Annotated in this window: 25 protein-coding genes; 15 read left to right on the top strand and 10 right to left on the bottom strand. The window is 67.6% G+C overall.

The window, feature by feature from the left end; translation table 11 throughout:
• Positions 1–94: 94 nt before the first annotated feature.
• The 7 genes from pyrG to AC3A6B_RS16035 are packed head-to-tail and all read left to right on the top strand — an operon-like array spanning position 95 to position 5,983.
• The gene (gene pyrG / locus AC3A6B_RS16065) at positions 95–1,765 is read left to right on the top strand and encodes a CTP synthase (protein WP_487837674.1); all 1,671 of its coding nucleotides are present in this window, start codon (positions 95–97) and stop codon (positions 1,763–1,765) included.
• Positions 1,762–2,619, top strand: a complete 858-nt coding sequence (gene kdsA, locus AC3A6B_RS16060) for a 3-deoxy-8-phosphooctulonate synthase (RefSeq protein ID WP_487837673.1) — start codon at positions 1,762–1,764, stop codon at positions 2,617–2,619. Before pyrG ends, kdsA begins: the two co-directional genes overlap by 4 nt.
• Positions 2,613–2,903 carry a DUF1330 domain-containing protein gene (locus tag AC3A6B_RS16055; protein WP_487837735.1) on the top strand — a complete coding sequence of 97 codons (291 nt, stop codon included), beginning with the start codon at positions 2,613–2,615 and terminating at the stop codon, positions 2,901–2,903. Before kdsA ends, AC3A6B_RS16055 begins: the two co-directional genes overlap by 7 nt.
• 24 nt (positions 2,904–2,927) lie before the next feature.
• Positions 2,928–4,211: a phosphopyruvate hydratase gene (gene eno / locus AC3A6B_RS16050; protein ID WP_126836822.1), complete on the top strand. Its 1,284-nt coding sequence runs from the start codon at positions 2,928–2,930 to the stop codon at positions 4,209–4,211.
• Positions 4,212–4,229: 18 nt separating this feature from the next.
• Positions 4,230–4,505, top strand: a complete 276-nt coding sequence (gene ftsB, locus AC3A6B_RS16045) for a cell division protein FtsB (protein WP_214692761.1) — start codon at positions 4,230–4,232, stop codon at positions 4,503–4,505.
• A gap of 4 nt (positions 4,506–4,509) precedes the next feature.
• Positions 4,510–4,974, top strand: a complete 465-nt coding sequence (locus tag AC3A6B_RS16040) for a hypothetical protein (protein WP_487837672.1) — start codon at positions 4,510–4,512, stop codon at positions 4,972–4,974.
• Between the two features lie 13 nt (positions 4,975–4,987).
• Complete coding sequence (locus AC3A6B_RS16035; RefSeq protein ID WP_487837671.1) at positions 4,988–5,983, top strand: hypothetical protein; 996 nt, start codon at positions 4,988–4,990, stop codon at positions 5,981–5,983.
• On the opposite strand, the gene hslO is transcribed toward AC3A6B_RS16035, so the two are convergent.
• Both hslO and AC3A6B_RS16025 read right to left on the bottom strand, forming a co-directional pair.
• Entirely contained in the window at positions 5,937–6,935 is a 999-nt protein-coding gene (hslO, locus tag AC3A6B_RS16030) for an Hsp33 family molecular chaperone HslO (protein ID WP_487837670.1), read from the bottom strand. The genes AC3A6B_RS16035 and hslO overlap by 47 nt on opposite strands.
• A gap of 23 nt (positions 6,936–6,958) precedes the next feature.
• Complete coding sequence (locus AC3A6B_RS16025; protein ID WP_487837669.1) at positions 6,959–7,483, bottom strand: gamma carbonic anhydrase family protein; 525 nt, start codon at positions 7,481–7,483, stop codon at positions 6,959–6,961.
• Positions 7,484–7,521: 38 nt separating this feature from the next.
• On the opposite strand from AC3A6B_RS16025, the gene AC3A6B_RS16020 reads away from it, so the two are divergent.
• A complete protein-coding gene (locus tag AC3A6B_RS16020) occupies positions 7,522–8,325 on the top strand; it encodes a ferritin-like domain-containing protein (RefSeq protein WP_487837668.1) in 804 nt (267 codons plus the stop codon).
• Here the strand turns inward: AC3A6B_RS16020 and AC3A6B_RS16015 are convergent.
• From AC3A6B_RS16015 to AC3A6B_RS15995, 5 genes are all read right to left on the bottom strand, one after another.
• Positions 8,322–8,768 carry a MaoC family dehydratase gene (locus tag AC3A6B_RS16015; RefSeq protein ID WP_487837667.1) on the bottom strand — a complete coding sequence of 149 codons (447 nt, stop codon included), beginning with the start codon at positions 8,766–8,768 and terminating at the stop codon, positions 8,322–8,324. The genes AC3A6B_RS16020 and AC3A6B_RS16015 overlap by 4 nt on opposite strands.
• Before the next feature lie 43 nt (positions 8,769–8,811).
• The gene (locus AC3A6B_RS16010; RefSeq protein WP_487837666.1) at positions 8,812–9,774 is read right to left on the bottom strand and encodes a Bug family tripartite tricarboxylate transporter substrate binding protein; all 963 of its coding nucleotides are present in this window, start codon (positions 9,772–9,774) and stop codon (positions 8,812–8,814) included.
• Positions 9,775–9,796: 22 nt separating this feature from the next.
• Entirely contained in the window at positions 9,797–10,537 is a 741-nt protein-coding gene (locus AC3A6B_RS16005) for a DUF72 domain-containing protein (RefSeq protein WP_487837665.1), read from the bottom strand.
• 1 nt (position 10,538) lies between these two features.
• Positions 10,539–11,441 carry a site-specific tyrosine recombinase XerD gene (gene xerD, locus AC3A6B_RS16000; protein ID WP_487837664.1) on the bottom strand — a complete coding sequence of 301 codons (903 nt, stop codon included), beginning with the start codon at positions 11,439–11,441 and terminating at the stop codon, positions 10,539–10,541.
• A 70-nt stretch (positions 11,442–11,511) separates the two neighbouring features.
• On the bottom strand, positions 11,512–12,486 hold the full coding sequence (locus AC3A6B_RS15995) for a tripartite tricarboxylate transporter substrate binding protein BugE (RefSeq protein WP_487837663.1): 975 nt from the start codon (positions 12,484–12,486) through the stop codon (positions 11,512–11,514).
• A gap of 105 nt (positions 12,487–12,591) precedes the next feature.
• On the opposite strand from AC3A6B_RS15995, the gene AC3A6B_RS15990 reads away from it, so the two are divergent.
• Both AC3A6B_RS15990 and AC3A6B_RS15985 read left to right on the top strand, forming a co-directional pair.
• On the top strand, positions 12,592–13,497 hold the full coding sequence (locus AC3A6B_RS15990) for an AEC family transporter (RefSeq protein ID WP_487837662.1): 906 nt from the start codon (positions 12,592–12,594) through the stop codon (positions 13,495–13,497).
• A gap of 17 nt (positions 13,498–13,514) precedes the next feature.
• Positions 13,515–13,937, top strand: a complete 423-nt coding sequence (locus AC3A6B_RS15985) for a hypothetical protein (protein ID WP_487837661.1) — start codon at positions 13,515–13,517, stop codon at positions 13,935–13,937.
• Here the strand turns inward: AC3A6B_RS15985 and queG are convergent.
• Complete coding sequence (gene queG, locus AC3A6B_RS15980; protein WP_487837660.1) at positions 13,924–14,988, bottom strand: tRNA epoxyqueuosine(34) reductase QueG; 1,065 nt, start codon at positions 14,986–14,988, stop codon at positions 13,924–13,926. The two genes, AC3A6B_RS15985 and queG, sit on opposite strands and share 14 nt — an antisense overlap.
• Between queG and tsaE the strand changes: the two genes are divergently transcribed.
• Positions 14,974–15,474 carry a tRNA (adenosine(37)-N6)-threonylcarbamoyltransferase complex ATPase subunit type 1 TsaE gene (tsaE, locus tag AC3A6B_RS15975; protein ID WP_487837659.1) on the top strand — a complete coding sequence of 167 codons (501 nt, stop codon included), beginning with the start codon at positions 14,974–14,976 and terminating at the stop codon, positions 15,472–15,474. The two genes, queG and tsaE, sit on opposite strands and share 15 nt — an antisense overlap.
• Complete coding sequence (locus tag AC3A6B_RS15970; protein WP_487837658.1) at positions 15,471–16,919, top strand: N-acetylmuramoyl-L-alanine amidase; 1,449 nt, start codon at positions 15,471–15,473, stop codon at positions 16,917–16,919. The genes tsaE and AC3A6B_RS15970 overlap by 4 nt, the downstream gene beginning before the upstream one ends.
• Before the next feature lie 15 nt (positions 16,920–16,934).
• Here AC3A6B_RS15970 and AC3A6B_RS15965 read toward each other — a convergent pair whose 3' ends face one another.
• The gene (locus tag AC3A6B_RS15965) at positions 16,935–18,395 is read right to left on the bottom strand and encodes an NCS1 family nucleobase:cation symporter-1 (protein ID WP_487837657.1); all 1,461 of its coding nucleotides are present in this window, start codon (positions 18,393–18,395) and stop codon (positions 16,935–16,937) included.
• A gap of 210 nt (positions 18,396–18,605) precedes the next feature.
• Here AC3A6B_RS15965 and AC3A6B_RS15960 point away from each other — a divergent pair, with 210 nt between their 5' ends.
• Positions 18,606–18,884 (top strand): YMGG-like glycine zipper-containing protein, encoded by a 279-nt coding sequence (locus tag AC3A6B_RS15960; protein ID WP_487837656.1) that lies wholly within the window; start codon positions 18,606–18,608, stop codon positions 18,882–18,884.
• Positions 18,885–18,939: 55 nt separating this feature from the next.
• Here AC3A6B_RS15960 and AC3A6B_RS15955 read toward each other — a convergent pair whose 3' ends face one another.
• The gene (locus AC3A6B_RS15955) at positions 18,940–19,590 is read right to left on the bottom strand and encodes a DedA family protein (RefSeq protein WP_487837655.1); all 651 of its coding nucleotides are present in this window, start codon (positions 19,588–19,590) and stop codon (positions 18,940–18,942) included.
• A gap of 50 nt (positions 19,591–19,640) precedes the next feature.
• Between AC3A6B_RS15955 and mutL the strand changes: the two genes are divergently transcribed.
• Together mutL and AC3A6B_RS15945 are read left to right on the top strand one after the other, a co-directional pair.
• The gene (gene mutL, locus AC3A6B_RS15950) at positions 19,641–21,467 is read left to right on the top strand and encodes a DNA mismatch repair endonuclease MutL (RefSeq protein ID WP_487837654.1); all 1,827 of its coding nucleotides are present in this window, start codon (positions 19,641–19,643) and stop codon (positions 21,465–21,467) included.
• A 159-nt stretch (positions 21,468–21,626) separates the two neighbouring features.
• Complete coding sequence (locus tag AC3A6B_RS15945; protein WP_487837653.1) at positions 21,627–22,580, top strand: alpha/beta hydrolase; 954 nt, start codon at positions 21,627–21,629, stop codon at positions 22,578–22,580.
• The last annotated feature ends 17 nt before the right edge of the window (positions 22,581–22,597 follow it).

Raw genomic sequence — 22,597 nt, 5'->3', positions numbered from 1 at the left:
GGTGGCCTTGTGGCGGCCCTACGGCGGCCAGGGCAAGAGGCCCCACCTATAATCCCCATTTCCCACTGCCCGGACCTGCAAGTTCGGAACTGGCATGACCAAATTCGTCTTCGTCACCGGTGGTGTGGTGTCTTCCCTGGGCAAGGGAATCGCCTCCGCCTCGCTCGCCGCGCTCCTCGAATCGCGCGGCCTCAAAGTCACCCTCATCAAGCTGGACCCCTACATCAACGTCGACCCCGGCACGATGTCGCCCTTTCAGCACGGCGAGGTCTTCGTCACCGACGACGGCGCCGAAACCGACCTCGATCTCGGCCACTACGAGCGCTTCGTCACCACGCGCATGCGCCGCGCCAACAACTTCACCACCGGCCAGATCTACAAGTCGGTGCTCGAGAAGGAACGCCGCGGCGACTACCTCGGCAAGACGGTGCAGGTGATCCCGCACATCACCAACGAGATCCAGGAATACATCAAGCGCGGCGCCGGACTCGGCACGCCGCACGAGGTCGACGTGGCGATCGTCGAGATCGGCGGCACCGTCGGCGACATCGAGTCGCTGCCCTTCCTCGAAGCCGCGCGCCAGATGAGCCTGCGCATGGGTCCCAACAACTCGGCCTTCGTGCATCTGAGCTACGTGCCCTGGATCGCCGCCGCCGGCGAACTCAAGACCAAGCCCACCCAGCACACCGCCAAGGAACTGCGCGCCATCGGCATTCAGGCCGACGCCCTGCTGTGCCGCGCCGACCGGCCGATCCCCGACGACGAGCGCGCCAAGATCTCGCTGTTCTCCAACGTGCCCGAATGGGGCGTGATCTCGATGTGGGACGTCGACACCATCTACAAGGTGCCGCGCATGCTGCACGAGCAGGGCCTGGACGGCCTGATCTGCGACAAGCTGCGCATCAACACGCCGCCGGCCAAGCTCCAGCGCTGGGACGACCTGGTCTACGAGGTCGAGCATCCGCAGAAGGAAGTGGCGATCGCGATGGTCGGCAAGTACGTCGACCTTTCGGACAGCTACAAATCGCTCAACGAGGCGCTGCGTCATGCCGGCATGAAGAACCATGCGCGCGTAAAGATCGACTACGTCGACTCGGAAACCATCTCGCCGCAGGACGTGGCCCGGCTGGCCAAGTACGACGCGATCCTGGTGCCGGGCGGCTTCGGCCAGCGCGGCGTCGAGGGCAAGATCTCGGCGGCGCGGTTTGCCCGCGAAACGAAGGTTCCGTACCTCGGCATCTGCCTCGGCATGCAGGTCGCGACCATCGAGTACGCGCGCAACGTCGCCGGGCTCAAGAACGCCAACAGCACCGAGTTCGATCCCGAAACCTCCTGCCCCGTGATCGCGCTGATCACCGAGTGGAAGGACAACGACGGCACGATCAAGCTGCGCGATGAGAAGTCCGACCTCGGCGGCACCATGCGCCTGGGTGCGCAAAGCTCCGACGTAGCGCCGGGCACGCTGGCGCACAGCATCTACGGCGACGTGGTGACCGAGCGCCACCGCCACCGCTACGAGGCCAACGTCAACTACCTCGACGAGCTGCGCCGCGCCGGCCTCGTGATCTCGGCGCTCACCCAGCGCGAACAACTGACCGAAATCGTCGAGCTGCCGCAGGACGTGCACCCCTGGTTCATGGGCGTGCAGTTCCACCCCGAATTCAAGTCCACGCCGTGGAGCGGCCATCCCTTGTTCAACGCCTTCATCAAGGCGGCGCTGGAACACCAGGGCGCCGACAAGAAGGCACTGAAAGTCGTTGCATGAAACTCTGCGGATTCGACATCGGGCTCGACAAGCCCTTCTTCCTGATCGCCGGCCCCTGCGTCGTCGAGTCCGAGCAACTGCAGATGGACACTGCCGGCACGCTGAAGGAAATCACCTCCGCGCTCGGCATTCCCTTCATCTTCAAGAGCAGCTTCGACAAGGCCAACCGCTCCTCGGGCACCAGCTTCCGCGGCCCGGGCCGCGACAAGGGCCTGGAGATCCTGGCCAAGGTCAAGCGCGAGCTGGGCCTGCCGGTCCTGACCGACGTGCACACCGAAGAGGACATCGCGGCCGCCGCGCAGGTGGTCGACGTGCTGCAGACGCCCGCCTTCCTGTGCCGCCAGACCGACTTCATCCGCGCCGCGGCGCAGTCGGGCAAGCCGGTCAACATCAAGAAGGGCCAGTTCCTCGCGCCGCACGACATGAAGAACGTGATCGACAAGGCGCGTGCGGCCGCCAAGGAAAAGGGCCTGCCCGAAGACAGCTTCATGGCCTGCGAACGCGGCGCCAGCTTCGGCTACAACAACTTGGTGTCGGACATGCGCTCGCTGGCGATCATGCGCGAGACCGGCGCGCCGGTGGTGTTCGACGCCACGCACTCGGTGCAGCTGCCCGGCGGCCAGGGCACGAGCTCGGGCGGCCAGCGCGAGATGGTGCCGGTGCTGTCGCGCGCCGCGGTGGCCGTGGGCGTAGCGGGCCTCTTCATGGAGACGCACCCCGATCCCGCCAAGGCACTGAGCGACGGGCCGAATGCCGTGCCGCTCAAGCACATGAAGGCGCTGCTCGAGACGCTGCTCGCGCTCGACGGCGTTACCAAGAAAAACGCATTCCTGGAGAACTCGTTTCAATCATGAGCGCATACATCATTGCGAATGTCGAAGTCACCAATCCGACGCAGTATGAGGAGTACAAGAAGTTGTCCTCCAAAGCCATGCAGGTCTACGGTGCAGAAGTCTGCGTGCGCGGCGGCAAGGTCGAAGTGCTTGAGGGCGATTGGAGTCCGCAACGCCTCGTCGTGCTCAAGTTCCCGAGCGTCGAGGCCGCGAAGAAGTTCAGCGAGTCGCCCGAATACGGAGAAGCTCGCGCGTCTCGCCAAGGTGCGGCGGTCATGCGAATGATCGTTGTCGAAGGTCTGTGATCCAAATTTTGAGAAAGAGAAAAGATGAGTGCAATCGTTGACATCGTTGGGCGCGAAATTCTCGACAGCCGCGGCAACCCCACCGTCGAGTGCGACGTGCTGCTCGAATCGGGCACCATGGGCCGCGCGGCGGTTCCCTCCGGCGCTTCGACCGGGTCGCGCGAGGCGATCGAGCTGCGCGACGGCGACAAGAGCCGCTATCTCGGCAAGGGCGTGCTCAAGGCGGTCGAGAACATCAACACCGAGATCTCCGAGGCCGTGCTGGGCCTGGACGCGAGCGAACAGGCCTTCCTGGACCGCACGCTGAACGATCTCGACGGCACCGACAACAAGGGCCGCCTGGGCGCCAACGCGACGCTGGCCGTGTCGATGGCCGTGGCCCGCGCCGCGGCCGAAGAATCGGGCCTGCCGCTGTACCGCTATTTCGGCGGCATGGGCGGCATGCAGCTGCCGGTGCCGATGATGAACGTCATCAACGGCGGCGCGCACGCCAACAACAGCCTGGACCTGCAGGAGTTCATGATCATCCCCGTCGGCGCGACCAGCTTCCGCGAAGCGGTGCGCTATGGCGCCGAGGTGTTCCATGCGCTCAAGAAGATCCTGGGCGACCGCGGCATCAGCACCGCGGTGGGCGACGAAGGCGGCTTCGCGCCGAGCGTCGAAAATCATGAAGCCGCGATCCAGCTGATCCTGGAAGCGATCGACAAGGCCGGCTACACGGCAGGCACGCAGATCGCGCTGGGCCTGGACTGCGCGGCCAGCGAGTTCTACAAGGACGGCCACTACGTTCTCTCCGGCGAGAACCTCACGCTGTCGGCCGGCAACTGGATCGACATGCTCGCGACCTGGGTCGACAAGTACCCCATCATCAGCATCGAAGACGGCATGCACGAAGGCGACTGGGACGGCTGGAAGATGCTGACCGAACGCCTCGGCAAGCGCGTGCAGCTGGTGGGCGACGACCTGTTCGTGACCAACACCAAGATCCTGCAGGAAGGCATCGACAAGGGGATCGCCAACTCGATCCTGATCAAGATCAACCAGATCGGCACCCTGACCGAAACCTTCGCCGCCATCGAGATGGCCAAGCGCGCCGGCTACACCGCCGTGATCAGCCACCGCTCGGGCGAAACCGAAGACTCGACCATCGCCGACATCGCGGTCGGCACCAACGCCGGCCAGATCAAGACCGGCTCGCTGTCGCGCTCGGACCGCATCGCCAAGTACAACCAGCTGCTGCGCATCGAGGAAGACCTCGGCGACGTCGCCAGCTACCCCGGCCGCGGCGCCTTCTACAACCTGCGGTAGCCCTGCGACCGAGACGCCATGCGTTCACGCATCGTCCCGATCATCCTGGTCCTGTTGCTGCTGATCCTCCAGTGGCAGCTCTGGACCGGGCGCGGGAGCGTGCGCGACGTGGTCCAGCTCAAGGACAAGCTGGCCGAGCAGAAGGAATCCAATGCGCGCGCCGCCGTGACCAACGACCGGCTCAACTCCGAGGTCAACGACCTGAAGGAAGGGCTCGAGATGGTCGAGGAGCGTGCGCGGCAGGAGCTCGGCATGGTCAAGCCCAACGAAGTGTTCGTGCAGATCGCGCGCTGATGCCATGACGCCTGCGCTGCCGGCCGGCTGCGTGATCGCGCTGTTCGGCGCAGAAGGCAGCGGCAAAACCCAGCTCGCCGAGGCGCTCACGCAACGGCTTGCACAGCGCGGCATCGCCGCCACGCTCGTGGCCGACCCTTTGCCCGAACATGGGTTCGATGCGAGCGCCCTCGAAGCGTATCGCGGCCATGCCCTCATCCTGCTGATTGCCTCGGCCTCGCCGACACGGGTCGATGAGATGCTGCGCAAGGCGCTGATGGATGCGAACCTGGGCTTTGCGGTGGTGCACGGCGAAGGCACGGAGCAACTGGCCAACGCATGGAACGCGATCAACGCGGCCGCAGATCCGGACGCCCGCCGGAGTGCCGCGCGAGGAGCGACCGCCGCATGGACCTGGTCCTGCGACAAATGCTCAGATCCCGTGTGCGAACACAAGTTGTTCAGCGATCTCATCTCGAAGCGCCCGTAAAGGAACCGAAGAAATGCATCTCAGACTCCGTGCGGCCGCCCTGCTGTGGGCCCTGCTGTCTTCCGCGGCTGTTTCGGCCGCGCCGGCCCAGGCGACGATCGACAACCAGACCCACGCGACCGCCTGCGCCGAAGAAGACAACGTTTCGCTGAACCTGAGCGGCAGGAACATCCGCAGGTTCCGCGTCGAGGCGCTGCCGCCCGCGTACCTGGCATCCATTGACAAGGACATCACTGCGCCGGATTTTTCGGGCTGCAACTTCGACGGCGGGACGCATCCGACCGACCCGCGCTATGCCTTCAAGGAGCGCCGCGAAGTGCTGCATGACGGGCCGCGCTGGATGGTCGTCGGCATGACGCTGCCCAGCTTCTGGCGGCCGCACCGGGTGCCGGTGCGCGTGGACGGCCGCAAGACCGCGGGGGGATTCCACATGATCCAGGTCTTCGCGAAAACCGGCGCCAAGCCGCTCGAAGCGCTGGTGATGTACCCCGCCGACGGCTACTGGCGCATCAAGCCCCTGCCCGCGCCGCGCTTCGGCGACGGCGTCTACGGCTCCTCCTTCGTGATGGGCCCGGTCGAGCATGCGGGCCGTCCGGTGGCGAACATCACGGACATCGCCGTCGATACCCAGCCGCTGCGATTCAGCCTGAAGTTCGCGAACGGCGGCGCAGCGAAGGTCGATGTTCAGGAAATCAGCGAGTCGCGGACTGCGCTCGATGTGGACATGAAGCCGGGACGCCGGCACGGCCCCCGGTTCGCGGTCCTGCGCTCGATGTACGTCGCGCCCGACAACGCCGACATGAGCCAGGTGTCGTGGCGGGCCACGGCGCAATCCGCCCTCGAGACCAAGCCGCTGCCGGAAGTGTCGACGCTCCAGGCGTCGGAAGTGCGCTTCGGCCGCACCCTCCCTTCGCGACACAACACGAGCGCGCCGGACATCCGCTTCAGCGGCTTCGAGCGAGCTACTGCATCACCGGGCTCGCGGGCAGCTGGTCGCCCGGCGCGGTGAACAGCTGCGCGACATCGACCGCGTCGAAGCGGTACTGCTTGCCGCAGAAGTCGCAGCCGACCTCGATGTCGCCGCGCTCGACGAGGATGCCCTCGGCCTCCTCGGCGCCGAGGCCGCGGATCATCTGGGCCACGCGCTCGCGGCCGCAAGTGCAGGCGAAATGCGGCCCGAGCATGCCGGCCTGCGGCTCGAAGCGCAGCAGCTTCTCTTCCCAGAACAGGCGGCGCAGGATGGTCTCGACGTCGAGCGTGAGCAGCTCCTCGCGCGTCAGGGTGGAGGCCAGGATCGAGATGCGGTTGTAGTCCTCGTTGCGGCCGATCTGGTCTTCGTTCGCCTGATCGCGATCGCTGGCGGACGTGCCTTCGAGGTTGGCCTCGCCCTTCACCGGCAGGCGCTGGATCAGGAGACCGGCCGCCACCTTGTCGTCGGCCGCGAGCACCAGCGTGGTGTCGAGCTGTTCGCTTTGCAGCATGTAGTGCTGCAGCACCTCGCTCAGGCGGCCGAGCTTCTCGCCGCTGTCGCCATGCAGCGGCACCACGCCTTGATAGGGCTGCTGACCCGGCAGCTTGTCCTTGGGGTCGAGCGTGATCGCGCAGCGGCCCTTGTTGTTCACATTGACCATCTCGGGCAGGTGCGCATCGGCCGCGAGTTCGCCCACCACCTTGGCGGTGGCGCGCAGGCTCAGGTCGGGCTTGACCTCGGCGACCGCAACCTTGACCGGGCCGTCGCCGAAGATCTGCAGGATCAGCGCGCCGTTGAACTTGATGTTGGCCTGCATCAGCGTGGCGGCCGCCGCCATCTCGCCGAGCAACTCGGCCACCGGGGCCGGGTAGGCGCCGGTGCTGGTGTTCGAGGCGCGCCGCGCCAGGATCTCCTGCCACGCATCCGTCAGGCGAACGATCATGCCGCGCACCGGCATGCCGTCGAACAGGAACTTGTGCAACTCGCTCAAGGCAATCTTTCCGAGCGGCTTCTTCAGCCGATCTTCTTCAGGCCCTTCGCGAAGCGGCGGGCGTTTTTCACATAGTGGTCGGCATTCTGCCGAAGGCGTGCGGCGGCAGCTTCGTCGAGCATGCGCACCACCTTGGCCGGCGAGCCGATGATCAGCGAGTTGTCCGGAAACTCCTTGCCTTCGGTCACGACGCTGCCGGCGCCAACGATCGAGTTGCGGCCGATCCTGGCGTTATTCAAGACTACCGCCCCGATACCGATCAGCGAGTTGTCGCCCACGGTGCAGCCGTGCAGCACCACCTGATGGCCCACCGTCACGTTCTCGCCGATGGTCAGCGGCACGCCGGCATCGGCATGCAGCATCGAAAGGTCCTGAATGTTGCTGTTGCGGCCGATGGTCAGGGTGTCGCTGTCGCCGCGCGCCACCACGCCGAACCAGATGCTCGCGTTCTCGCCCATGACGACGCGGCCGATGACCTGTGCGTTGTCCGCGACGTAGGCGCCCGGCGCAAGCTGCGGCGCCACGCCGTCGATTTCGTAGAGGGCCATCGCGGTGCTCCTGAAAGGGGAAAACTAGAATTGTAGGGATGCACCCACGCCTCGGCGCCCTGGCCGCGCTGCGCCTGACAGATCCCGACCGCAAGGTCGCAGCGACGCGCGCCACGGCGGCGCAGGCCGCGCTGCATCCGATGGCGCCGCAGCCCGTCCGCACGGCCGGCGACGAGGCCGGCGTCCCGGGCCGCCCCGATCGCCCGCTGCGCGTGGCCGCCACCGCGGTCGAGAAGCGATCGCCCTTCACGCCCGAGGGCCGGGCGGCGCTGGTCCATTCGATCTGCCACATCGAGTTCAACGCAATCAATCTCGCGCTCGACGCCGCCTGGCGTTTCGACGACATGCCCGAGGCCTACTACCGCGACTGGCTGCGCGTGGCCGACGAGGAGGCGCAGCACTTCACGCTCTTGCATGAGCACTTGCGCGGCATGGGCTACAGCTACGGCGACTTCACCGGCCATGACGGCCTGTGGAGCATGTGCGAGAAGACCAAGGGCGACGTGCTCGCGCGCATGGCGCTGGTGCCGCGCACGCTGGAGGCGCGCGGGCTGGACGCGACGCCGCTGATCCAGGCCAAGCTCCGGCGCGTGAACACGCCCGATGCGCTCAGGGCCTGCGAGATCCTCGACGTCATCCTGCGCGACGAGGTCGGCCACGTGGCCATCGGCAACCGCTGGTACCGCTGGCTGTGCGAGCGCGCAGGCGTCGACCCGATCGCGCACTACCGCGTGCTGTACCGCCGCCACGAAGCCCCGCGCCTGCGGGCGCCCTTCAACCTCGAGGCCCGCGCGCGGGCCGGGTTCACCGACGAGGAATTGCAGGATCTGGAAAGGGGCTAGGGCCGCCGCGACACCACCAGCTTGGTCGTGAGCCGCTGGCAGACATCGCCATGCTGGTTGAGCGTCTCGCTGCGCACCACCACCATGCCGCGCTCCGGCCGCGAGCGCGAGGGGGTCACTTCCAGCACCTCGCTCTCGACATGCAGCACATCGCCCGGCCGCGTCGGCTTGGGCCACTGGATCTCGCCGCCCGAGCCGATGATGCCGTCGGCCAGCGGCAGGCCGCTCTGGACCATGAGCCGCATCGTGATCGAGGCCGTGTGCCAACCGCTGGCGGCCAACCCTTGGAAGAAGGTGCGCTTCGCGGCGTCGGCGTCGAGATGGAAGGGCTGCGGATCGAAGCGCATCGCGAAATCGACGATCTGCGCCGCGTCCAGCGCATGCTCGGCACTCGTGAAGCGAGCGCCCGGCGACAGGTCTTCCAGGTACAGCGTTCCGCTCATGACGTCTCCTCGGGTTTGGGTCCGGCCGATCTCGCGCAAGCACTCAGTCCGACTTGATGCCGGCCGCCTTCACGATGCGCGCATTGTTCTCGTACTCGGCCGCGATCTCGTCGGCAAAGGCCTCGGCGCCGCCGCCGGTCGGCACGTTGTCGGTGGCCGTCAGCTTGGCGCGCAGCTCGGGGCTGGCAAGCGCCTTGTTGATCTCGGCGTTGTACTTGGCGATCAGGATCGGCGGCGTGGCGGCCGGGGCGAACACGCCGAACAGCGAGGTGAGGTTGGCCTCCGGATAGCCCAGCTCGCCCAGGGTGGGTACCTTCGGCAGGCTTTCGAGCCGCGCCGGCGCACCCACGGCCAGCGGGCGCAGCTTGCCGGAGCGGATGTGCGGCGCGACGGAGGGCCCGGCATTGATCGAAAGAATCTCGAACTGCGCGCCCAGCGCATCGTTCATCTGCTGGGCCCCGCCCCTGTAGGGCACGTGCGTGATGTCCACCTTCGCGGTCGCACGCAACTCCTCGAGCACGATGTGGCCGAGCGAGGCCTGGCCCGAAGTGGCCCAGCGCACCGCGCCGGGCCGGGCGCGCGCATCGTCGATCAGGGTGCGGAAGTTGCGGGTGCCGGTCGCTTCCGTGGCCAGCAGCAGCACCGGCGAGTACATGACGCTCGCCACCGGCGCGATGTCCTTCTGCGGATCGAAGGGCGACTTGCCGATATGCGGATTCAACACCAGCGGGCTGATGGCCGAGAAACCCAGCGTCGCGCCGTCCGGCGCCGCCTTGGCAACCGCGTCCATGCCGATGGTGCCGCTGGCGCCTGCCTTGTTCTCGACCACCACGGTGCTGCCCAGTTGCGCGCCGAGCCTCTCGGCCAGCGCGCGGGCCACGATGTCGCTGACGCCGCCGGTCGGATAGGCGACCACCATGCGGATGGTCTTCGGCACGGCCTGCGCCTGTGCCATCGAAACCGCCGCGAAGAGAATCATGGCGGCCCATGCTTTTCTGCAACTCATTGCTGCGTCTCCTTGCGAGCACTCATTTTGACGCCGCAGCAATCATGTCGCTGAGCGCCAGGGCATTCCCGACCGCTTGGCCGCCCGCGGTGTTGTCGAAGATGCACCAGCACGGCGTTCCCTGCTGGCCGGCCTGGCGCAATCGCTGCGCCAGCTGCGCCAACTGCACATCGGGATACGAAGACCAGTAGCGCCGTGGCGAACCGTGCAGCCGCAGGTAGACAAGCCCTCGCCAGCCGCCGGGCGCCGCGGCGCGTTCGTGCAGCACCGGATCGGCCAGCACCCGCGCGGTGTCGAAGCGCGCAAGAAGGGTCTCGGCCGCGGGTACGAACCAGCTTGCATGGCGAGGCTCGAGCGCGAGCAGGCCGCGATGGCGCCGCCGCGCCGCAGCGAGGAAACGTGCCGCCACACGCGCATCGAAGGCCAGGCTAGGCGGAAGCTGGACGATCAGGCAGCCAAGCTTGTCGCCCAGCCCGCTGACTTGCATGAGGAATTCGTCGAAGGCCGGCATCGCAGCGGCCAGCCGCTGTTCGTGCGTGATGGTCTGCGGCAGCTTCACGGCAAAGCGGAAATGCGCCGGCGTGCTCGCCGCCCAGCGCGCATAGGTCTCGCGGCGGTGCGGCCGGTAGAAAGAACTGTTGATTTCGACCACGTCGAATCGCGCCGCATAGCGCTCCAGGTGCGATCCTTCTTCAGGAAAGTGCGGCCACTGTGGCCGCGGCAGGCTCCACCCCGCGCAACCGACGTGCAGCGAGGCCTGCATCTCAACCCCGGGGATGGTGCTGCGCGTGCAGCTGCTTCAAGCGCTCGCGCGCGACGTGGGTGTAGATCGTGGTGGTCGAGATGTCCGCATGGCCCAGCAGCAACTGCACCGCGCGCAGGTCGGCGCCGTGGTTGAGCAGGTGGGTGGCAAAGGCATGGCGCAGCGTGTGCGGCGACAGCGGCACGTGGATGCCGGCCGCCAGCGCGTGCTTCTTGACGATGATCCAGAACATCACGCGCGTCATGCCCGCGCCGCGCGCGGTGACGAACAAATCGGCGGTCTGCTGCCCGTCCAGGATGGCGGGGCGCGATTCGTGCAGGTAGCGCTCGATCCAGCGCCGCGCCTCGCCGCCGAAGGGCACCAGCCGCTCCTTGCTGCCCTTGCCGAGCACGCGCAGCACCCCGTCGTTGAGGCTCAGCTCGAACACCTTGAGCGAAACCAGCTCGCTCACGCGCAGTCCGCTCGCATACATCAGCTCGAGCATGGCGCGGTCGCGCAGGCCGAGCGGCGTGTCGACCTCGGGTGCGGCCAGCAGATCGTCGACCTGCTTTTCAGACAGGGTCTTGATCGCGCGCGGCATCTGCCTGGCCGGCGCCAGCCGCAGGCTCGGGTCGGCGGCGATGCGCTGCTCGCGCAGCGCCCAGCGGAAATAGCGCTTGAACACCGTGAGCCGGCGGTTGGCCGAAGTGGCCTTGCCCTTGTCGGAGAGCTTGGCGCCCATGTAGGCCTGCAGGTCGGTTTCGCGCGCAGCGTCCAGCGCGCTGCCACGCTGCGCCCGGAGCCACTGCGCGAACAGCGCGAGGTCGCGCCGGTAGGCTGCCAGCGTATTCTTCGACAGGCCGTCCTCGAGCCACAGCGCGTCGATGAAGTCGTCGATTTCGGGCGTGTCGATGGCCGCGGTCATGCTGCGCAAGATAGCAAAAAAAAGAAAAGCCGCCCGTGGCGCGGGCGGCTCTGGATCGAGGAAAGTTGGTCTAGTCGAGCGTGAGCTTCTGCTTGGCGACCACCTGCTTGTAGACCTCGTACTCGGCCTTGATCTGGGCGGCGAACTGCTCGGGCGTGTTGGCCACGATCAGCGATCCGGTGTCCTCGATGCGCTTGCGCACCGCCGGGTCTTCGATCGACTTCTTCACGCCGGCGTTAATCTTGTCGACCACTTCCTTCGGCAGGCCCTTGGGCCCCAGGATGCCGTAATAGGCCATGCGGTTGACGGGCTCGAGCCCGACTTCCTTGAAGGTCGGCACGTTGGGCAGGTCCTTCAGGCGCTGCGGCGCCGAAACCACGATCGGCACCAGCTTGCCCGACTTGATGAAGGGCAGCGCCGACGGGATGTTGTCGAACATGATCGGCACCTGGCCGGCCACCACGTCGTTCAGGGCCGGGCCGGCGCCGCGGTAGGGAATGTGGGTGATGAAGGTGCTGGTCAGGTTCTTGTAGAGCTCCATCAGCAGATGGCCGATGCCGCCGGTGCCCGAGGAGGCGTACGAATACTTGCCCGGATTCTTCTTGATCTCGGCCACGAACTCGGCGTAGTTCTTGGCCGGGAAGCTCGGATGCACCGCAATGATGTTCGGCGTCGCCGCGATGTTGATGATCGGCGTGAAGTCGTTGATCGGGTCGTAGGGCACCTTGGGGTTGATGGCCGGGTTGGCGGCCGTGCTCGACACCGTCGCCACGCCGAGCTTGTAGCCGTCCGGCGCGACCCGCGCGGTCTCCGCGGCGCCCACGATGCCGCCGCCGCCCGCCTTGTTGATCACCACCACGCTCTGGCCCAGCGCCTTGCCCAGCGGCTCGGAAATCACGCGCGCCACGATGTCGGTGGTGCCGCCGGGCGCGAAAGGCACCTGCAGCTCGATGGGCTTGTTGGGGTAGCCCTGCGCCCAGCTGGGGCCGGCGATCAGCGCCAGCGCGGCGGCGCCGGCGAGTGCATTCCATTGACGACGTTGCATTGAAGAGCTCCTGGAGGTCGAAAAAGCGAAGCCAGGATGCTAACGGGTCCGCGAGCGCCCCAGTTGGTGGATAACCCATGGAAACCGGCCGTTTATCCTCGACCGGTGAACTATGCCCAACTGCTCTTCCCCGACTTCTCCCTCATCGCCTGTGGCTGGCTGCTCTGCCGCTACACCCCGCTGGACCGCCGCGTCTGGGACCAGGTCGAGAGCCTGGTCTACTACTTTCTTTTCCCGGTGCTGCTGTTCCACTCGATCGTGCGCAGCCCGCTCGACTTCGGCGCCACCTCGCACCTGCTGACCGCCGGCGTCGGCGTCGGGCTGTCCGGCATCGCGCTTGCATACATGCTGCCCTTCCTGCCCGGCATCGGCGCGCACATCGACCGCAGCGACCATGCGGCCAGCGCGCAGATCGCCTTCCGCTTCAACTCCTTCATCTGCCTCGCGCTGGCCGACCGCATCGCGGGCCCCGCGGGACTCCTGATGATCGCGGTGCTGATCGGCGTGTGCGTGCCGCTGTTCAACATCGCCGCCGTGTGGCCGATGGCGCGGCATGCGCAGACCGGCCTGGCGCGGCAGCTGGTCCGCAACCCGCTGATCATCGCGACACTCAGCGGCCTGGTCGCCAACCTGCTCGGCTTCGGCGTGCCGAACTGGCTCGAGCCGACGCTCACGCGCATCGGCGCCGCCTCGCTCGCGCTCGGCCTGATGGCGGCCGGCGCCGGCATGCAGTTCGCGACGCTCGCGCGCGGCAAGGTGCTCGCGGTGTCGGTGCTGTCGATCCGCCATCTGGTGCTGCCGCTGATCGCCTGGGGCTTGGCCGGCGCGCTGCAGCTCGGCGGCGCGCAGGCCGCGGTGCTGATGACCTTTTCCGCGGTGCCGACCGCGTCGAGCGCCTACGTGCTGGCCGCGCGCATGGGCTACAACGGCCCGTACGTGGCGGGCCTCGTGACGCTGTCGACGCTGCTCGGTGTGGCAAGCCTGCCCTTCGCCTTGGCGCTCTCGCGCTGAATCGCTATCGTCGAACCATGCGCTACCTCCCGGCCGTTGTCGCAGCATTGCTCGCAGGGTCGGTGCAGGCGCAGGAGCACACCCGCTACCACGGCGCGTGGAGCGGGCCTTTTCTTTTCTACGTGGTCCAGCAGGACACCGGCGCGCAGGGCCCGCCGGCGGTCCATCCGGGCGCGATGCAGATCGATCCCGACGGCACGGTGCGCGGCCAGGTGCCGGGCGCCGGCTGCACGATGGCGGGCTCCAGCGTGGACTTCGTCTCGCCGGCCAACGCCTCGCTCGACCTCACGATGAGCGGCTGCAAGGACACGCGCTTCAACGGGCATTTCAGCGGCAAGCTGATCAACAACCCGGTGCTCAAGTACGCCTCGCTGCGGCTGAGCTCGATGCGTTCGCTCGACGCGGGAACGGCGCAGATTTCGTCGATCATGCGGCGTTGAGGGCCCATTCGACGTGCTCACGCACCAGCGCACTGGGATGCGAGCGCCGCGTCGCGAGGATCTCGCGCGCCCCCTCGTCGCCCGCACGCAAGGCATTGCCCAGCGCCACCGCCACGTTGCGCAGCCAGCGCTCGTGGCCGATGCGGCGGATCGGGCTGCCTTCGGTGTAGCGCAGGAAGTCCTGCTCGGTCCACGCGAAAAGCTCGCCGAGCTGGCGGCCGGTGAGCCCGTCGCGCGCATCGAAGTCCGGCAGCGCGCTCTTCCTGGCGAACTTGTTCCACGGGCAGATCAACTGGCAGTCGTCGCAGCCGTAGATGCGGTTGCCGATGAGCGGCCGCAGTTCGAGCGGGATCGGCCCGGCATGCTCGATGGTGAGGTAGGAGATGCAGCGCCGCGCATCGAGCCGGTAGGGCGCGATGATGGCGCGCGTCGGGCACACGTCGATGCAGGCGCTGCAGCTGCCGCAGTGCGCAGTGACCGGTGCGCTCGTCGGCAACGCCATGTCGACGTAGATCTCGCCCAGGAAGAACATCGAGCCCGCCTCGCGGTCCAGCACCAGCGTGTGCTTGCCGCGCCAGCCCTGGCCGCTGCGCGAGGCCAGTTCGGCTTCCAGCACCGGCGCCGAATCGGTGAAGGCGCGGTGGCCGAAGGGGCCTACTTCGTCGGCGATGCGTTCGGCCAGCTTCGCGAGGCGCGAGCGCATGACTTTGTGGTAGTCGCGGCCGCGCGCATAGACCGACACGATGCCCTCGGCGGGCCTGCGCAGGCGGTCGAACTCCACCGCCTGCCAATCGTCGGGCGTGCTGCGCGGCAAGTAGTCCATGCGCGCGGTGATCACCGATACCGTGCCCGGCACCAGCTCGGCCGGCCGCGCGCGCCGCGTGCCGTGCGCGGCCATGTAGTGCATCTCGCCATGGAAGCCCGCGGCCAGCCATCGCATGAGGCCCTCTTCCGCGCTCGACAGATCGACGCCCGCGATCCCGATTTGGGAGAATCCGAGCTCCCGGGCCAAGGCCTGAATCCGAATCACGAGTTGATGGCTGCCGATCACCTGCCGATTGTAGAAACGCAAAGCCTGGTGCAACGCTGGCGCAGCGAAGACGATTGCGACGCGCTCGCGCGCGCGCTCGCGTCATCGCCCGACCTGGCTGACGCGTTCATTGCATTGCATGGAGACCTCGGCGCCGGCAAGACCACCTTCGTGCGCCACCTGTTGCGCGCACTGGGCATCGGTTCGCGCATCAAGAGCCCGACCTACGCCGTCGTGGAGCCGCACGAAGCGCCCGGCGGCGTCAGCATCTTCCATTTCGATTTCTACCGCTTCAGCGATCCGCACGAATGGGACGATGCGGGCTTCCGTGACATCTTCGCGGGTTCGGGCCTCAAACTCGCGGAATGGCCAGAAAACGCTGCAGGGCGCATTCCGCTTGCAGACCTTGCTATTAAAATCGAAGCAATGACCGACGACACCCGCACCGTGACCCTGCGCGCGAACACGCCGCGCGGCAGCCGGCTGCTGGCCGCCGCTTCCTCATGAAAGCCGGCCAACTCAAACGACGCGTGCTGCTGCAAGGCGGCAGCATCGCCCTTTTGCTCGGCGTGCACGAGATCGCGAGCGGAGCCACCATCGTGGCGGTGCGCGTCTGGCCGGCAGCCGACTACACGCGCGTCACCATCGAGTCCGACGGCCGGCTGAAATCGCAGCAGCTCGTGGTCGGCAGTCCGCCGCGCCTGGCGGTCGACATCGACGGCATCGAGCTCAATCCGGCGCTGCGCGAGCTGGTCGGCAAGATCAAGCCCGACGATCCCTACATCAACGGCCTGCGCGTCGGGCAGTTCGCGCCCAGCGTGGTGCGCATCGTGTTCGATCTCAAGCAGTCGGTGGCCCCGCAGGTGTTCTCGCTGGCGCCGGTGGCCGCCTATCAGCACCGGCTGGTGCTGGACCTCTATCCGCAGCAGGCGCTCGATCCGCTGGAAGCCCTGATCGCCGAGCGGCTGCGCGATGCGCCCAAGGCCGCCGGCCGCGAGGGCACCGTCGCGGGCATTGCGCCGCGCACTCCCGCGCCTCCGGCCGTCGATCCGCTGGGCGAACTGATGGCCCAGCAGGCGACGCGCCCCTCGCCTTCTTCGCCGGCCGGACAGGCGCTGGTCGTTCCGGCGCCGCTGCCGCCCGTGGTGGGCACGACGCCGGTAACGCCCCTTCCGCCGCCATCTTCCGCCACCGCGCGCAACGGCGGCGCGACCGCGAGCCGCACCGACCGCATCATCATCGTCGCGCTCGATCCGGGCCACGGCGGCGAGGACCCGGGCGCGATCGGCCCCAACGGCACGCGCGAAAAAGACATCGTGCTGCAGGTCGCGCACCGGCTGCGCGACCGCATCAATGCGAGCAGCGTCAACGGCAATCCAATGCGCGCCTTTCTCACGCGCGATGCCGACTTCTTCGTGCCGCTGGGCGTGCGCGTGCAGAAGGCGCGCCGCGTGCAGGCCGACCTGTTCGTGAGCATCCATGCCGATGCCTTCACCACGCCCGAAGCGCGCGGCGCCAGCGTCTTCGCACTGAGCCAGACCGGCGCTTCGAGCAGCGCCGCCCGCTGGCTCGCCAACAAGGAGAACCAGGCCGACAAGGTCGGCGGCGTGAACGTGGGCACGCACGAGGTCCAGGTGCAGCGCGCCCTGCTCGACATGAGCACCACGGCGCAGATCAACGACAGCCTCAAGCTCGGCGGCGCGATGCTCGGAGAGATCCGCGGCATGGGCGCACGGCTGCACAAGCCGCAGGTCGAGCAGGCCGGCTTCGCGGTGCTCAAGGCGCCCGACATCCCGAGCGTGCTGGTGGAAACGGCCTTCATCAGCAACCCGGAGGAAGAAGCAAAGCTGCGCAGCGTCGAATACCAGGAAAACCTCGCGGATGCATTGATGCGCGGCATCCAGCGCTACTTCGCACAGAACCCGCCGCTGGCCCGCAGCCGTCAGCTGTAGCGCGCGTTGCCGCCGTCAGGCCTTCGCACCTGCGGCGACCGCGGCGCGCGGCCGCAGGGTCGCCATCAACAGGTACACGCCGCCGCCGATCAGCACGCCGAAGAACCAGCCGTAGGTGTTCCACCAGGCCGGCAGCAGGCTGGTGAAGTTCGGAAGAAGAGTCGAGAACACGCTGCCGACGCCCGCGGCCACGAGCGCGTTGACGTTCCAGCCGCCCTCGTAGCGATACTCGCCGTTCTCGTCATAGAGCGCCGCGACATGGATGTTGCCTTTCGCGACCAGGTAGTAGTCGACCAGGATGACGCCCAACAGCGGCCCCATCGTGGCGCCGATGGCGTTGACGAAATTCGCGGCATTGCCCTCCCAGGGCGCAAAGGGATAGAGCACCAGCGCAATCGCCGCCGCGATGTAACCGCCCTTCTTGAAGCTGATCTGCCGGGGGAACACGTTCGAGATGTCGAAGGCGGCGGAGACGAAGTTCGCGACCACGTTGATGCCCAGCGTGGCCACCGCGAAGGTGATGGCGGCGATCAGCGCCAGCACCCAGCTGTCGAACTTGGCGGAGATCTGTTCCGGATGCAGCAGCACCTCGCCGTAGACCTTGAAGGCCGCGATGGTCGTGATGCCGGCGACCAGCGAGAAGGCGACCAGGTTGACCGGCAGGCCCCAGAGGTTGCCTTTCTCCACCGCCTCCTTGTTCTTGGCGTAGCGCGAGAAGTCGCAGAAATTGAGGTACAGCGCGGCGAAGTAGGTGATCCAGGTCGCGGCCACGGCCATCAGGGCCCAGAAAGAGCCCGGTTCGCCGCTCACGCCCGCGTCCTTGGTCTTGGCCAGCAGCACGTCCCTCGGGATGCCGTGATCGAAGGAGAAGCCGCCCGCCTTGACGCACAGGCCGATGGCCAGGATCAGCATCGCGATCCATACCGCGGGGCCGGCCCAGTCCTGGAACCTGCGCACCGTCTCCATGCCCTTCTGGATGATGAGCAACTGCAGTGCCCAGATCACCACGTAGCAGATCACCTCCAGCCCCGAATGGCCCAGGACCTGCGTGCTCCTGTGGAACTCGAGCATGCTGCCGTCGCGGATCAGCAGGGCGACCACGGCGCCCGACGCGGCGGCCGTCTGCGCGCCGTACCAGAAGCACGCCACCACGGCCCGCACCAGCGCCGCCAGGTTGGCGCCCCAGACGCCGAAGGAGGCGCGTGCCAGCACCGGGTACGGCACGCCGGTCTTTTCGCCGGCGAAGCCGATCAGGTTCATGAGGAAGAAGATCACCAGCGAGCCGAGCCCGATCGCGAGCAGGAAGTTGGTGAAGCTGCCGCACAGCAGGAACAGGCTGGCTGCCAGGTAATAGCCCCACAGGCTGTGCACGTCCGAGGTCCAGACGTTGAAGATGCTGAAGGCGCCCCAGTTGCGCACCTTGGCGGGTGCGAGGTCCTCGTTGTAGAGCCCGGGGGAAGGATTGCGGATCTCCATGGCTGCCTCCTGGGAACGCATCGATGCGCGCAGACTAGCTTTCTTGGCCAGCCCTCGCAACCGCCTGCCGTGCGCCGCCGCCTGCGGAATGCGCGCTCTTTGTTGCACGAATGCAGCGCCTGCTCTCGGGCAAGGGGGTGCGGCGGACTCCTACACCCGTGGCGCAGGGCTTTTACAGAATGTGTCCATCACTCTCGAAAGGTGGACACCATGAAGACACGTCTCTGGATCACGGCCGCAGCGGCCACGACCGTCATGACCTTGGCCGGCTGCGCCGCGGGACCGAACGAGCAGTGGGGTACAGCCGGCGGCGCCGTGGGTGGCGCCGTGGTCGGCAATGCGATCGGCGGCAACACTGCCAGCACCGTGGGTGGCGCCGCCATCGGCGGCTTGATCGGTAACCAGGTGGGTCGCCGCGCCGACGAGCGCAACTACTACCGCGGACAACGCAGTGGCGGCTACTACCCTTATAACGGCCCGACTTATTGAGCTCGCAGCTCTTGAATGATCGAAGGCGCGTCCGAGGACGCGCCTTTTTTTGTCTTCAACGCGCCGAGGAAGGCGTGCGCCCCGCACGCCAGGCGCCGAAGATCGCGATCAGGCCCGGCACGATAATCAGGGCCCAGATGATCTTGTCGAGGTGTTCCTTGACGAAGGGCATGTTGCCGAACAGGTAGCCCGCAGTGCACAGGCCCAGCACCCACAGCAGCGCGCCGACGATGTTGTAGAGCGTGAACTTGGTGCGCGTCATGTCGGCCACGCCCGCCACGAAGGGCGCGAAGGTGCGGATGAAGGGCATGAAGCGCGCGAGGATGATGGTGATTCCGCCGTAGCGTTCGTAGAAGGCATGCGCCTGGTCGAAGGCCTTGCGGTTGAAGAAGCGCGAGCTCTCCCACTGGAAGACCTTGGGCCCGAAATAACGTCCGATGCTGTAGTTGCACTGGTCGCCCAGGATCGCGGCAACGATGAGGATCGGCACCGCGATCGAATAGCTCATCAGTCCTGCGCCGCACAGCGCGCCGACGATGAAGAGCAGCGAGTCGCCCGGCAGGAAGGGCATCACCACCAGCCCGGTCTCGACGAACACGATCAGGAACAGCAGCGCATACACCCAGGGGCCGTAGGCGACGACGAAGGCCTCGAGGTGCTTGTCGACATGCAGGATGAAGTCGATGAAGAAGCTGATGATTTCCATGAACGCGCATTATCCGGGCAGCTTCGCAAGCCCCCTTCTAGAATGCCCCGGTGAGCGCCCTCCCCTCCTCCTTCGCCCCGGCCGCGCGCCGTCCGATCCGCGAGCTTCCCGACGAACTGATCAGCCAGATCGCGGCCGGCGAAGTGGTGGAGCGGCCCGCGTCGGTGGTGCGCGAACTGCTCGACAACGCGCTCGACGCCGGCGCGCGCCAGGTCACGGTGCGGCTTTCGGCCGGCGGCGTGCGGCTGATCTCGGTCGAGGACGATGGCCAGGGCCTGCCGCGCGACGAGCTGCCGCTGGCCCTGCGCCGCCACGCGACCAGCAAGATCGCGAGCCTGAACGACCTGGAGACCGTCGGCACGATGGGCTTTCGCGGCGAAGCGCTGGCCGCCATCAATGCCATCGCCGAGCTCAGCCTGCAGTCCCGCTTCCACGCAGCCGACGGCGCCTTCGCGCTCGACGGCCGCACCGGCGAGCTGCGGCCGGTGGCGCGCGCCGCCGGCACCACGGTCGAGGTGCGGGAGCTGTTCTTCGCCACGCCCGCGCGGCGCAAGTTCCTGAAGACCGACGCGACCGAGCTCGCGCACTGCATCGAGGCGGTGCGCCGCCATGCGCTGGCGCGGCCCGATGTGGGCTTCTCGGTCTGGCACGAAGGCCGGCTGCTCGAGCAGTGGCGCGCCGCCGATGCACGCGACCGGCGCCTGGCCGATGCGCTCGGCGAGGACTTCGTCGCCCAGAGCGTGGCGGTCGAGCACGCCGCGGGCCCGGTGCGCGTGGCGGGCCGCGCCGGCATTCCCGATGCGGCACGTTCGCGCGCCGACCAGCAGTTCTTCTACGTCAACGGCCGCTTCGTGCGCGACAAGGTGCTGGCCCACGCGGTGCGCAGCGCCTACGAAGACGTGTTGCACGGCCAGCGCCAGCCGGTCTACGCGCTCTATCTCGAGATCGATCCGGCGCGCGTCGACGTCAACGTCCATCCCACCAAGATCGAAGTGCGCTTCCGCGACGGGCGCGAGGTGCACCAGGCGGTGCGCCACGCGATCGAGAACGCGCTGGCCGCGCCGCGGGCCGGCGAAGCGCCAGCGGCGGCCGCCGAGCCCTTCTTCAAGCCGATTTCGCCCCAGCCCGCGCCTTCGTGGACGCAGCCGGCGATCCATTTCGCCGCCGAACGCGGCCTCGGTGACGCGGCTGCGATGTGGCCCGGCGAGCGCAACGATATGGCCGCGACGCCGGCCACGCCCTTCACCGCGCCTGCGCCGATCAGGCACACCCCAGCCGCCGACGAGGCCCAGGCCTGGCCCCTGGGCCGCGCGCTGGCCCAGCTGCAGGGCATCTACATCCTGGCCGAGAACAGCCAGGGGCTCGTGATCGTCGACATGCATGCGGCGCACGAGCGCATCGTCTACGAGCGCCTGAAGACCCAGCTCGACGGCGCCGCGATCACGAGCCAGCCCCTGCTGATCCCGGCCACCTTCGCCGCCACGCCGCAGGAAGTGGCGACCGCCGAGGCCTGCGCCGCCGTGCTGCCCTCGCTGGGCCTGGAGATCACGCCCTTCTCGCCGCGCACGCTGGCGGTGCGCGCGGTGCCCGGCACCCTGGCGGACGGCGACCCGGTGGAGCTCGCCCGCAGCGTCCTGGCCGAACTGGCGAACCACGACGCCAGCACCGTGGTGCAGCGGGCCCAGAACGAGCTGCTGTCGACCATGGCCTGCCATGGCGCGGTGCGCGCCAACCGGCGGCTGACTATCGACGAGATGAACGGCCTGCTGCGCCAGATGGAGGCCACCGAGCGCTCGGACCAGTGCAACCACGGCCGGCCGACCTGGCGCCAGGTCTCGATCCGCGAGCTCGATTCGCTGTTCATGCGCGGCCGCTGAACCGCGGTATCTGGGAACAAGCTGCCAAAGTCCTCACATTTGGCAGCTATTGGACACGTAACTGAGGGTTTTCACGGGTCATCGATGGGCCGGGCACGGCCGTTGCATGTGGTCTTTGGTTGAACTTTCCGGCCGAGCAACTGTCTTCCAGCCTTGCCCATGAAATCCTGGTCCCTCTTCGCATCCGCCACCGCGCTGGTCACCTTGCTGGCGGCCGGTTGCTCCACCCTCGACGAGCGGCAACGCGAATGGATCTTCCAACCGAGCGATCGCAGTTGGGGCAATTCCGAATCCATGACCGAGGGCATGGACCACGTCTGGATCGACTTCCAGTCTTCCGTCACCGGCCAGCCGGCCCGTCTGCACGGCCTCTGGCTCGGCGGCGCGCCTGAATCGGCCAACACGCCCGTGCTGCTCTACCTGCATGGCGCGCGCTACAACGTGGCAGGCTCGGCGCCGCGCATGCGGCGCATGCACGAGCTGGGCTTTTCGGTGCTGGCCATCGACTACCGCGGCTTCGGCAAGAGCAGCAAGGCCCTGCCCTCGGAAGACTCGGCCCGCGAAGACGCGCGCGCCGCATGGATCTGGCTCGCGGCGCGGCATCCCCAGCAGCCGCGCTACATCTTCGGCCACTCGCTGGGTGGCGCGATCGGTATCGACCTGGCCTCGCGGGTCAACGACGAGAGCGGCACCATCGTCGAGAGCACCTTCACCTCCATCGCCGACGTGGTGAGCAGCTTCAAGTGGGGCTGGCTGCCCTTCGGCCCCTTCATCACCCAGCGCTTCGAAGCGGTCACCCGGGTCAAGAACATCGGCGCCCCGCTGCTGGTGGTGCATGGCGCGGCCGACAGCCTGATCAATCCGACCCTGGGCCGCAAGCTCTACGAGGCGGCCACGGTGCCCAAGCAGTTCGTGCTGGTCGAGGGCGGCTCGCACCACAGCACCGGTTCGGTCGGCCAGGCGCAATACCGCGCGGCCCTGTCGCAGCTGTTTCGCATGAAGGAGCCGCCGACCGAGATGGCCGCCGGCGACGGCAGCAGCGGCGCACCGGCCCCGGCCGCGCCCGTGATCGTCCTGCCACCGCAAGCCCAGCCGACAGGCCAAGCGATCTGAGCCGCTGCCGCGCCCGC

The sequence above is a fragment of the Variovorax sp. Soil_C_33 genome (assembly GCF_057656935.1).
Note: the sequence above shows the minus strand (reverse complement) of the source record. Positions and strands in the feature narration are given on the sequence as shown.